Here is a 12,404-nt window from a genome sequence, read left to right on the forward strand (position 1 = left end):
GCTTGACCAGCAAAGCAGCGTCGCTTCCGCATCAACACGAAACCCGTAGCACCTTATTCGGGACCGGCCTGCCCTCACCCCAACCCTCTCCCAATCGGGAGAGGGAGAAGCACTAGCTGGATCCAGGTTTCTCCAAGCTGCACTACCCCCACCCCTGCCCCTCCCCGCAAGGGGGAGGGGAATAAGGTGCAGTGCCTTCCGAATACCCAAAACAAAAATCCCCGGGCCTTTCAGCCCGGGGATCCGTCAGACTCTCGAAAAATCGAGAAGCTGATTACTTCTTGTCCTTGGCCTTCAGGGCGGCGCCGAGGATGTCGCCGAGCGACGCACCCGAATCGGCCGAGCCGTACTGAGCCATGGCTTCCTTCTCCTCAGCGACCTCGAGAGCCTTGATGGAGACGGTGACGCGACGGGCCTTGCGGTCGAACTGCGTGACGCGGGCATCGAGCTTCTCGCCGGCGGCGAAGCGCTCGGGGCGCTGGTCAGCGCGGTCACGAGCGAGCTCGTTGCGCTTGATGAAGGTGGTGAGGTCGGTGTCGACGAGCTTCACCTCCAGGCCGCCGTCCTTCACCTCGAGAACCTCGCAGGTGACGATCTGGCCCTTCTTCAGCTCGCCGGCCTCGGCGAAGGGATCGCCGGCCAGCTGCTTGATGCCGAGCGAGATGCGCTCCTTCTCGACGTCCACGTCGAGAACCTGGGCGCGCACGACATCGCCCTTCTTGAAGTCGTCGATGACCTGCTCGCCCGGACGGTTCCAGTCGAGGTCCGAGAGGTGGACCATGCCGTCGACGTCGTTCTCGAGGCCGATGAACAGACCGAACTCGGTCTTGTTCTTCACCTCGCCCTCGACCTCGGTGCCGACAGGGTGCTTCTCGGCGAAGGCCTCCCACGGGTTCTGGAGCGTCTGCTTCAGGCCCAGCGAGATGCGGCGCTTCACCTGGTCGACCTCGAGGATCACGACCTCAACCTCCTGCGAGGTGGAGATGATCTTGCCGGGGTGGACGTTCTTCTTCGTCCAGGACATCTCGGAGACGTGGATCAGGCCTTCGATGCCGGGCTCGAGCTCGACGAACGCACCGTAATCGGTGATGTTCGTGACGCGGCCCTTCAGCTTCGCCTGGACCGGGTAGCGGGCGGCGATGCCCTCCCACGGATCGGCCAGCAGCTGCTTGATGCCCAGCGAGATACGGTGCGTCTCGTGGTTGATCTTGATGATCTTCACCTTCACCGTCTGGCCGATGGTTACGACCTCGGACGGATGATTGACGCGGCGCCATGCCATGTCAGTGACGTGCAGCAGGCCGTCGATGCCGCCGAGGTCAACGAACGCACCGTACTCGGTGATGTTCTTGACCACGCCGTCGATGACCTGCCCCTCTTCGAGGTTCGCCACGAGCTCGGAACGCTGCTCGGCGCGGCTCTCTTCGAGGACCGTGCGGCGCGACACGACGATGTTGCCGCGGCGGCGATCCATCTTGAGGATCTGGAACGGCTGGGACACACCCATGAGCGGGGTGACGTCGCGCACGGGGCGGATGTCGACCTGGGAGCGCGGCAGGAACGCCACTGCGCCGTCGAGGTCGACGGTGTAGCCGCCCTTCACCTGGTTGAAGATGGTGCCGTTGACGCGCTCCTGGGCCTCGAAGGCCTTCTCGAGCTTCACCCACGACTCTTCGCGGCGGGCCTTGTCACGGGAGATGACGGCCTCGCCCAGCGCGTTCTCGATGCGCTCGACATAGACCTCGACCTCGTCGCCGACGACCACGGTCTGGTCGCGGTTCGGGCCGGCAAATTCTTTCAGGGCGACGCGACCTTCGGTCTTGGCGCCGATGTCGATGACCGCGACGTCCTTTTCGATCGCGACCACCTTGCCCTTCACGACCGAGCCTTCGCTGATCTCGTTCGTGCGGAAGGATTCTTCGAGCAGGGCCGCGAAATCTTCACGGCTCGGCTGTTGCAAAGCTGCAGACATAGGTTCTCCTGAATGGCCCTCGTTCAAAGGGGCAACGCCGGCGGCTCGTGTTAACGGGCCGTTTCCAGCCGCCGCTGCCAGGGACGCCCCTTCAGGGCCATGTCCAAGGCATGCTGCTCCACAGAGCAGGCCGGCGTATCATCGACGGATGGAAACGCTTGGTCCGACAGGATTTTTTCGGAACACCGCGAGGGCGCGGAACACGCACCCTGACAATCGAAACCGTCACTGTCCTGTCGGATGGGGGTTGTCTTAACCTAATTGGCCCCGGATCACAAGGGTTTCAAGCCTTTGAGCCTGATGACGGACTCAGCCCGGCCATTCCCCGCGCCGGGCCTGGGTGAGGGCCCAGTCGAGCGCCTGCTCGAGCCGATCGTTGCCCCAGAACATCTCCCCGTCCTCGGCGAAGAAGGTCGGCGCGCCGAACAGGCCGCGGGACTGCACCTCCTCGCCCATCCGGCGCAGGCGCATCTTGTTGGTCTCCCCCTGGGCCTCGGCGATGACGCCGCCGGCCTCAAGGCCGAGATCCGCGAGGATGCCGGTGACGACCTGCGGGTCGGCGATGTCGCGCCCTTCCGCGAACTGCGCCGTGTAGACCGCCTTGGTGAAGGCCGGGGTCCAGCCCCGGTCGGCGCCGAGAAGGGCGATTCTTGCGGCCAGGAGCCCGTTCTGCGGGAAGGGGTTGGGGCGGTAGAAGGGCAGCCCGAGCCGGGCGGCCTCCCGCTCCATGTCGCGCCACATATAGCGGCCCTTGGCAGGATAGAGGTTGAAGGGTGAGTTGTCCCACCCCTGAGCCTTGAAGATCGGCCCCAGCAGGACGGGACGCCAGACCAGCACGACCCCGGCCGCATCCGCCGCAGCCTCAACGCGCATGGCGGCGAGATAGGAATAGGTCGAGGCGAATTCGTACCAGAATTCGAGAACCGGCTGACGGTGCATGGGCGTCCTTCGCAACCAGAAAACCCGCGGGGACCAAGCCAACTCTCAAAGCCGGCTCATCGCTCCATAAAGGGCCTAGTCCATTCCGCTGGGTTACGGCAGCCTTCGACTCTCCGGGCAGGAATGCAGCGCAAGCATGGCGGCTCAACCACAGTTCGTTGCTTCTGCGACCGCAGAAAATTGATCTGAGTTTTTCGTCCAACCGAAGCGGAACGTTTGTTGCGACCGAGCAACAATAAGCATGCGGCTGTAAAAATGCTGGTGAGTGCAGTATCAAAGCAGAGACCAGTAGGATAGTTATCAAACCCTCAACGCACTTAGCCTACCAAAATATGCGCCATAAAAGAACGGCAATACCGAGAGATTGGGCTCTTTTCACGGAAATGCTTCAGTTACTTCTCTTTCTAATACTTATGACTCTTCTGGCAGCTTTCTTCCCGTTTATTTTCGGGTCGGTAATTACTCTGATTTTGGGAGTCATCGTAATCGCCTTCCTAGCTGGGATTATAGGCGAGATTGTACATGGGACTTCCAAGGCTATACGTGGGGCACCTGCAGCGCTGATCAGGTTCAAAGATGGAGCCGTCTGGCTCATCGGCAAATGGGCCGAAGTAATGGTCTCTCCGATTACCGAAGCAAAGAGCCGATGGCGGGAGCTTCGATCCGATCAAAGAAAAAATGGGAAGAGGGGGCTGGTAGTAACCCTTGCTCTGGTCGCCATCGCCATAATGATCGAACTCGTTCAGGTTCTCGTTATTGGGATCCTGCCGCTGCTACTCATACTTGGTATGGGTGCGACGCTCTTTGACTCCGGCACTGTACCGCCCCGTCATTGAGGAGAGCGGCGTGTTTCGTGCGAGAATTGCCCGTTGCGCTCAAAAGCCTTCCCGGCTAAGCCGCTGGCACCCTTTCTCTCTGGAACCTTTGCCATGGCCGACAAGCGCGTGAACAAGGTCGTGCTCGCCTATTCGGGCGGCCTCGACACCTCCATCATCCTCAAGTGGCTGCAGACCACCTATGGCTGCGAGGTGGTGACCTTCACCGCCGATCTCGGCCAGGGCGAGGAGCTGGAGCCCGCCCGCAAGAAGGCCGAGCTTCTGGGCATCAAGCCGGAGAACATCTTCATCGAGGATCTGCGCGACGAGTTCGTGCGCGACTACGTGTTCCCAATGTTCCGGGCGAACGCCCAATACGAGGGCCTCTACCTGCTCGGCACCTCCATCGCCCGTCCGCTGATCGCCAAGAAGCAGATCGAGATCGCCGAGAAGGTGGGCGCCGATGCGGTGTCCCACGGCGCGACCGGCAAGGGCAACGACCAGGTGCGCTTCGAGCTCGGCTACTATGCCCTCAAGCCCGACGTGACCGTGATCGCGCCCTGGCGCGAATGGGACCTACGCTCCCGCGAGCAGCTCATCGCCTTCGCCGAGCAGCACCAGATTCCGATCGCCAAGGACAAGCGCGGCGAGGCTCCGTTCTCCGTCGACGCCAACCTCCTGCACGCCTCCTCCGAGGGCAAGGTGCTGGAGGATCCGGCCATGGACGTGCCGGACTACGTCTATTCGCGCACCAACGACCCCGAATCCGCGCCCGACAAGCCGACCATCATCAAGATCGAGTTCCTGAAAGGTGATCCGGTCGCCATCGACGGCCGGAAGATGGGCCCTGCCGATCTCTTGGCGAAGCTCAACGAGCTCGGCAAGCTCAACGGCATCGGCCGCCTCGACCTCGTCGAGAACCGGTTCGTGGGCATGAAGAGCCGCGGCATGTACGAGACCCCCGGCGGCACGATCCTGCATCTGGCCCATCGCGGCATCGAGTCGATCACGCTGGATCGCGGCGCAGCGCACCTGAAGGACGAGCTGATGCCGAAATATGCTGAGCTCATCTATAACGGCTTCTGGTTCTCGCCGGAGCGCGAGATGCTCCAAGTGATGATCGACAAGTCGCAGGAATTCGTCACCGGCGAAGTGACGCTCAAGCTCTACAAGGGCGGCGTCCACCTCATCGGCCGCCAGAGCCCCTACACCCTCTACGACCAGGACCTCGTCACCTTCGAGGAAGGCGCCGTCGCCTACGACCACCGCGACGCCGCCGGCTTCATCAAGCTCAACGCGCTGCGCCTGCGCACGCTCGCCCAGCGCAAGAAGAAGCTGGGGCTGTAGGCGACGTCACCGGTCGCGTCATCCCGGGGCGGCGCAGCCGAGCCCGGGATGACAGTGTTGCGGCTCGCGCGCCTTACCGATTAAGCGTCAAGGTCAAATCCTCCCACTCGGGATTCATCTCCTCGATCAGCCGGATCTTCCAATCCCGACGCCACTTCTTGAGCGCCTTCTCCCGCGCAATCGCTTCATCGATACGCTCGTAGCTTTCCTACCAAACGAGACGCGCCGCATCGTATTGAGCGGTGAAGCCGGGCATGCTCTTCGACTGATGCTCGCGCACTCAACGCGCCAGATCATTGGTGACGCCGATGTAGAGCGTGCCGTGGCGACGACTGGCGAGGATGGAGACGTGGTAGGTCATTCAATGGGCACCCCCGTCATTCCGCACAGCTCGTAGACCTGGACGGTCGCTTCGAATCCCTTCGGCCTGATCGTGTCGATCTTCCGAAATTCGAAGCGGTCGGCAACGCGTTGCCGGACGGCGTCGCTGACGAGGATCTCGGTGCCATATTCCTTGTTGAGCGGCTCCAGGCGGGCGGCCAGGTTCACGGTCGCGCCGAGCACCGTGTAGGCCATCCGGTCATCCGACCCGATGGTGCCGACGACCGCCTCGCCCGTATGAAGCCCGAACCGTGTCCTGTAGGCCGGCCACCCTTCACGTTCGAATTCCGCATTGAGCTTGTGATTGGCCTCCCGGCAGGCCAGCACGGCCGCACAGGCATGGGCGACATGATCGGGATCGTCGGCCGGCGCGTTCCAGATCGCCATGATGGCGTCGCCGACGAATTTGTCGACCGTGCCGCCATGCTCCGTGATCACCGCCGACAAAACCGCAAGATAGCGCGAGGTACGAAGCATCACCTGTTCGGGATCCGCCTTCTCGGTGATGGCGGTAAAGCCTGCGATGTCGGTGAACAGGACTGTGACCTCGCGACGCGACCCGCCGGGCTGGAGAGCATCACCTGTCGCGACGAGCTGCTGGACGAGGCGCTTCGGCACGAAGCTGGCGAAGGTCCGCACCACCGTCTGCATCGTGGCAACCGATTGTCCGAGGTCGTCGATCTCCCGGATCATCGAACGGATCCGCCGCGTGGGACCGCCGGTCTCGAACCTCTGGATGCGGTCCGTCTCGAGCGCCAGCACCTTCATGGACCGCGACAGCATCGATCCGATCCACCAGACGACTGGCAGCATCGCGAGGACGAAGCCGAGCGCCAGGAGAACGAGCTGGCGCCGTCCCGCTTCGATCTCGGCGAAGAACTCGTCGAGCGGCGCCACGACGGCGAGCTTAAGACCGGACGATCCGGCCGCCTGGATCGAACGAAAGGCTGCCACGTAAGTCCGCCCGTCCGCCGTGTCGAAGATCTGCTGCGCCGCCCCGCCCCATTGCCAGAGGGCGAGAGGGCGAGCGATGTCGACCGCCACGAGCTGATCGAGACGCGGCAACTCCAGCGCCGCGTCGGGACCTCGCGCACGGAAGAATTCCGACATGCGGGAATGGGCCACGATCCGGCTGCGGTCGTCGAAGAGAAAAACGGCCCCCGAGGCTCCGAGCTTCTGGGCGCGCAGGAAAGCGTCCGTCTCCGCGAGAAGAATGTCCCCAGCCGCGATGCCGCGCCGTCCTTGCGTGAACGGCGCACGCACGGTGTACCCGATCAGGGACGCAACCTTGAACATGTAAGGGTCGGTGATCGCGGCAGCATCGGGCTCGAAGGCTCCCTGGTACCATGGCCTCTCTCGCGGGTCGTAATCGGCCGGGCGATGGTCCTGGGCGAGAACGGTCAGGTCGGATGAGAGATAGGACGTGAAGCGGATCCGATCTGCCTCTCCCGGCGGTCTCTCCATGACGGACAGCCTGAAGGCGGCGTCCGGCGGCGCTTGGAGCTGCCCGCGGATCGCCGGCCCGGCCCGGTCCAGCATGTCGAGTTCGATGAACCCACCGTCTTCATACCCGACATAGAGGTTGTAGAGTTGCCCATGCCGACGCAGGAGCGCTGCCAGCGTGGCATAGAGGGGCGGATTGCCAAGGATTGTGCCGGACTCGATGGGCTGAAGCTGCCGCAGCACCTCCAGGATATCGAGGACGTCCTTGAACTGTCCGTTCACGCGGTCGGCCGTGTGGTCGGCGACCCGGTCGATGAAGCTCAGAGCCGCGGACCGGGTGATCGAGCGGGCGCGGTCGAAGCTGAGGAAGACCAGGGCCAAGCCGACGGCAAGCACCACCGCCACGAACAGCGACGTGACGGAGAGTTGAAAGCCGAGCCGAACACGCATGCCCCTCATCGGATCTCCGGAGAAGGAGGGATCGCCTTTGCTGCCCAGGGCTGAAGCGGGCACCCATACTCTCACCAAGCCGCTTGCCTTGTCGATCAGGAATCTTGGCGGGCCTGGCAGCGCGGGGGCGATGGAGACGCTCCCCGTGCTCCTCACGACGTGCCCGAGAGCAACGCCATGACACCCGCGGGCCGGTCCTGACAGGTGCTTTCATCGCCGCGGGTCGAAAGAGCGGGTATCGTGACAGGCCTTCGCCTGCCGTGTCGCCTGGAGACGATGGCCCGGACTTTTCCTACGGGCCCGTAGAGTGCTCCAGCATCCCACTTTCATCGATCAGCGGGGCGTTCATCACGCACACGACGCCGGCGGGATCGTAGATCAGCCGGACCTCTCCCCCTACATCGGTTGCGAGGCTCCGCTCGATCAACCGCGTGCCGAAACCCCTGCGGGTCGGCAGGGCTACCGGCGGGCCGTCGCGCTCCTGCCAGCGCAGTTCCAGATGCGGAACGCTGCCTGATGTGACCGTCCAGGTGATGAAGACGCATCCGGACGGGACGGAAAGCGCACCGTATTTGGCGGCGTTCGTCGCCAGTTCGTGGATCGCCATGGCGATGGCGAGAGCCGTTCTCGGAATCAGGCGAAGATGCGGTCCTTCGATCTCAAAGTGTTTCGTCTTCTGCCGCAGATAGGGCTCGACCACCTCGTTGATGATCTCCCGCAGTTCCGCTCCCTCCCAGTTCTCGCGGGTGAGAACGTCATGGGCCCGGGCCAGGGCGAACAGGCGATCCTCGAAGGCCTGGACCTTGGGACGGTTCTCCTCGCTCATCTGCCTCAGGCTTTGCGACGCCATCGACTGAACAATGGTGAGCGTGTTCTTCACCCGGTGGTTCAGCTCGTTGATGAGAAGCTCGCGATGCTCCTCGACCTGCTTGCGGTCGGTGATGTCGAGCACCGAACCCACATAGCCGAGGAAGGTGCCGTCTTCGCCGAAGCGCGGCGCGGCGGCGTCGATCGCCCAGCGGTAGGTGCCGTCGGCGCGACAGAGCCTGTACTCGAGCCGGAACGGCTCACGTCTGCCATTGGCGTCTCGGAAGACCTCTCCCGACCAAATCCTGTCGTCCGGGTGGACGGCGTCGAGCCAGCCGAAGCCGAGACCCGTTTCCGATGTCTGGCCCGTGAACTCGTACCAGGAGCGCGATAGGTAGCTGCAGGTCCCATCCGGCTCCGTGACCCAGACCATCACGGGCGCGTTGTCGGCGAGATTGCGGAACCGCGCCTCGCTCTCGCGCAGACTTGCTTCAGCCTGCACGCGCTCGGTGACGTCATAGCCTTCGGCAAAGATGCCGGTCACGCTGCCCGCCTGATCGGTGACGGGCTGATAGACCAGATCAACGAACCGTTCCTCGACTTCGCTCCCCGGCTCGCGCTGCAGCCCGACCCGCAGGTTGCGCCCGACGAACGGCTTGCCCGTCGTATAGACCTTGTCGAGCAGCTCGAAGAAGCCCTGACCTGCCACCTCGGGCAGCGCTTCGCGCACGGGCTTGCCGACGATGTCGCGGCGATGGCCCACGAGCTGCAGATAGGCATCGTTCACCAGCTCGAAGACGTGATCTCGCCCGCCCATCATCGTCATAAAGCCCGGCGCCTGCTTGAAGAGATCGCGAAGCCGGTCTTGCTCCGCCCTCAGGGCCGCGCGCAGCTTCACCTCCTGGGTGGTCTCCGTGCAGGCGCAGAACATGCCAGCGATTTCACCTGTCTCATCACGCACGGGCGAGTAGGAGAAGGTGTACCACGTATCCTCCGGATAGCCGTGGCGCTCCATCACGAGATGCAGGTCCTCGTGATAGGTCGCCTCGCCTGCAAGCGCCTTGATCACCAGGGGTTCGATGTCGGGCCAGATATCCGACCAGACCTCACGAAACGGCAGTCCGAGAGCATGCGGGTGCTTTGCGCCCAAGATCGGCACGTAGCCGTCATTGTACAAAAACGCCAGTTCCGGGCCCCAGGCGATGAACATGGGGAACTTCGAGGTGAGCATCAGGCTCACCACGGACCGGAGGCTCTGCGGCCAGTATTCAGGCCGGCCCAGCGGAGAGGACGACCAGTCGTGGGCGCGCATGAGCGCACCCATCTCGCCACCCCCGCTCAGAAAATTCGAACCGGAGGCAAGACTATCGTGCATGAGGCTCGCCTGCCGGCCCTGTCCGGTCCTGCCATGCATCGATCCGGCCTCGCCGGTCGATCGGCCGATGGATGGCAGACACGGTCACAAAGACGCGAGGACGGGACCCGGACCCGACCTTGGCCGCTGTCGGACCTTCAAGCTCGGGCATGCGGAAGGCGTTCAAGGTTGTCCTGGTGAGCATGCGGAGCTTTGGAGTGGCAAGGGATATCAGCCATTTAGGCTCTCGCCGCATGACTTCAATCATTGTGTAGAACATATCATGGCCTCGATCGATGCCTTAGCGCCGCAGCAATCCGGGATCGGCTGCAGGATAGGGCGCGGCTTTCCCCTCCCCCCTGTGCGGGGGAGGGTGGCGAACGAAAGTGAGCCGGGAGAGGGGGCGTCATTGGTCTTGCACCGCCCCTCTCCCGACTCTCGCTGACGCGAGGGCCACCCTCTCCCGCTAAAGGGGAGAGGGCAGGCGCACGTGTTCTCATTTTGTTCTTGACAAGGTTCCTAAGCTCGGCTATATCGTTGTCTTAGATCTGGTCCTGTCGAGGGGCGCGCTCGCGAGGCGTCGCAGTGCGGGAGCAGACACGGTCTCGCAGGCTTGCCTCGCACGCAGTCTGGCGAGAGGCCCAGGCTGTATGCCGGTGGTCGGGATCGGTTCAAGGCCCCCGTCGAGCAGACGGACAACGCCTTAAACGGTCACCGGGCTGGCATCGCCTGAACGCCTAAACAAACCGTGCGCGAAGAGGCATCTCGGCTCTTCCATCTCACACCATCCATCATCGAGCCGGGCTGCCTGACGCGCCACCCTCGATCTCAACCCAAGGCTCGCAGCTCACGCTGCGGGCCCCAAGGCGCTGCCCTATCGGCCTGTCACAGGAGCCAAGCTGCCCTATTGCCGCCGCACCTTAATCATTATATTGCAGCGCATCAGATTTCCGCCCGGTTCGAGCCAGGGGCGCGGCCACGCTTGCCGCGAACCGGGCCATTTTGTTTTGAAAGACTAGCCTCATGAAGCTGCGCAACATCGCCATCATCGCCCACGTCGACCATGGCAAGACTACCCTCGTCGACAAGCTGCTCCAGCAATCGGGCAGCTTCCGCGAGAACCAGCGCGTGGAAGAGCGCGCCATGGACTCGAACGACCTCGAGAAGGAGCGCGGCATCACGATCCTGGCCAAGGCGACCTCGGTCGTCTGGAAGGACACCCGCATCAACATCGTCGACACCCCCGGCCACGCCGATTTCGGCGGCGAGGTGGAACGCATCCTGAGCATGGTGGACGGCGCCATCGTTCTGGTGGATGCGGCCGAAGGCCCGATGCCGCAGACGAAGTTCGTGGTCTCCAAGGCCCTCAAGATCGGCCTGCGCCCCATCGTGGCGATCAACAAGATCGACCGTCCCGACGCGCGCCACGTCGAAGTCGTCAACGAGGTGTTCGATCTCTTCGCGGCGCTCGACGCCACCGACGAGCAGCTCGACTTCCCGATCCTCTACGGATCCGGCCGCAACGGCTGGATGGCGAAGGCCCCGGAAGGCCCGAGCGATGAAGGTCTGGCTCCCCTGTTCGACCTCGTGCTCGAGCATGTGCCGCCGGCGAAGACCGAGGAAGGCCCGTTCCGCATGCTCGGCACGCTGCTCGAAGCCAACCCCTTCCTGGGCCGCATCGTCACCGGCCGCATCAGCTCCGGCACCGTGAAGCCGAACCAGTCGATCAAGGTGCTCGACCGCGAGGGCAAGGTCGTCGAGACCGGCCGCGTGTCCAAGATCCTGGCCTTCCGCGGCCTGGAGCGCCAGCCGATCGAGCTCGGCGAGGCGGGCGACATCGTCTCCATCGCGGGCCTGGTGAAGGGCTCGGTGGCCGATACCTTCAGCGCGCCGGAGAACGACATCCCGATCCAGGCGCAGCCCATCGACCCGCCGACCGTGACCATGTCCTTCATCGTCAACGACTCGCCGCTGGCCGGCACCGAGGGCGACAAGGTCACGAGCCGCATGATCCGCGACCGCCTGTTCAAGGAGGCGGAGGGCAACGTGACCCTCAAGATCGAGGAAGCCGCCGACAAGGATTCCTTCTACGTGTCGGGCCGTGGCGAGTTGCAGCTCGCGATCCTGATCGAGACCATGCGCCGCGAGGGCTTCGAGCTCGCCGTGTCCCGCCCCCGCGTGGTGTTCAACAAGGACGAAGCCACGGGCCAGCTCCTCGAGCCCATCGAGGAAGTGGTCATCGACGTGGACGAGGAGCATTCCGGCGTCGTGGTGCAGAAGATGTCCGAGCGTCGCGCCGACATGGTCGAGATGCGCCCCTCCGGCGGCAACCGCCAGCGCCTGGTGTTCTATGCTCCGACCCGCGGCCTCATCGGCTACCAGGGCGAGCTGATGACCGACACCCGCGGCACCGCGATCATGAACCGCCTGTTCCACGCCTACGAGCCCTATCGCGGAGAGATCGCGGGACGGCGCAACGGCGTGCTGATCTCCAACGATTCCGGCGAGGCCGTGGCCTATGCGCTGTGGAATCTCGAGGATCGCGGCCCGATGATGATCGAGCCCGGCTGGAAGGTCTATCAGGGCATGATCGTCGGCGAGCACAACCGCGAGAACGATCTCGAGGTGAACGTGCTGAAGGGCAAGAAGCTCACCAACATCCGCACGACCTCGAAGGACGAAGCGGTGCGCCTGACGCCGCCGATCCGCATGACGCTGGAGAAGTCGCTCGCCTGGATCCAGGACGACGAGCTCGTCGAGGTGACGCCGAAGTCGATCCGCATCCGCAAGGCGATCCTCGACCCGAACGACCGCAAGCGCGCCGAGCGCTCGAAGGAAGCGCTGAGCGCTTAAATCGCAGCGCCTTAGGCAACAGTTGAAAGGCCGCTCCTAGAGC

7 protein-coding genes and 1 pseudogene are annotated in these 12,404 nt (G+C 63.6%); 3 read left to right on the plus strand and 5 right to left on the minus strand.

Annotated features, from left to right (window positions below; all coding sequences use genetic code 11):
* Positions 1-274: 274 nt before the first annotated feature.
* Positions 275-1,972 carry a 30S ribosomal protein S1 gene (gene rpsA, locus ILT44_RS03140; RefSeq protein WP_204238107.1) on the minus strand — a complete coding sequence of 566 codons (1,698 nt, stop codon included), beginning with the start codon at positions 1,970-1,972 and terminating at the stop codon, positions 275-277.
* A 309-nt stretch (positions 1,973-2,281) separates the two neighbouring features.
* Positions 2,282-2,911 carry a 2-hydroxychromene-2-carboxylate isomerase gene (locus ILT44_RS03145; RefSeq protein ID WP_204238108.1) on the minus strand — a complete coding sequence of 210 codons (630 nt, stop codon included), beginning with the start codon at positions 2,909-2,911 and terminating at the stop codon, positions 2,282-2,284.
* Between the two features lie 332 nt (positions 2,912-3,243).
* Here ILT44_RS03145 and ILT44_RS03150 point away from each other — a divergent pair, with 332 nt between their 5' ends.
* Both ILT44_RS03150 and ILT44_RS03155 read left to right on the plus strand, forming a co-directional pair.
* A complete protein-coding gene (locus ILT44_RS03150; protein WP_204238109.1) occupies positions 3,244-3,747 on the plus strand; it encodes a hypothetical protein in 504 nt (167 codons plus the stop codon).
* A 93-nt stretch (positions 3,748-3,840) separates the two neighbouring features.
* A complete protein-coding gene (locus ILT44_RS03155) occupies positions 3,841-5,073 on the plus strand; it encodes an argininosuccinate synthase (RefSeq protein ID WP_239467860.1) in 1,233 nt (410 codons plus the stop codon).
* 73 nt (positions 5,074-5,146) lie between these two features.
* Here ILT44_RS03155 and ILT44_RS30675 read toward each other — a convergent pair.
* The 3 genes and pseudogenes from ILT44_RS30675 to ILT44_RS03165 form a co-directional block, all read right to left on the minus strand.
* Positions 5,147-5,434, minus strand: a pseudogene (locus tag ILT44_RS30675) (GIY-YIG nuclease family protein).
* A complete protein-coding gene (locus tag ILT44_RS03160) occupies positions 5,431-7,356 on the minus strand; it encodes an adenylate/guanylate cyclase domain-containing protein (protein WP_204238110.1) in 1,926 nt (641 codons plus the stop codon). Before ILT44_RS03160 ends, ILT44_RS30675 begins: the two are co-directional and overlap by 4 nt.
* 283 nt (positions 7,357-7,639) lie before the next feature.
* The gene (locus ILT44_RS03165; protein ID WP_204238111.1) at positions 7,640-9,529 is read right to left on the minus strand and encodes a PAS domain-containing HWE histidine kinase family protein; all 1,890 of its coding nucleotides are present in this window, start codon (positions 9,527-9,529) and stop codon (positions 7,640-7,642) included.
* 1,002 nt (positions 9,530-10,531) lie between these two features.
* Between ILT44_RS03165 and typA the strand changes: the two genes are divergently transcribed.
* Positions 10,532-12,361 carry a translational GTPase TypA gene (gene typA / locus ILT44_RS03170; protein WP_204238112.1) on the plus strand — a complete coding sequence of 610 codons (1,830 nt, stop codon included), beginning with the start codon at positions 10,532-10,534 and terminating at the stop codon, positions 12,359-12,361.
* Positions 12,362-12,404 lie beyond the last annotated feature (43 nt).

Source organism: Microvirga arvi (assembly GCF_016892765.1).
Lineage (GTDB): Bacteria > Pseudomonadota > Alphaproteobacteria > Rhizobiales > Beijerinckiaceae > Microvirga > Microvirga arvi.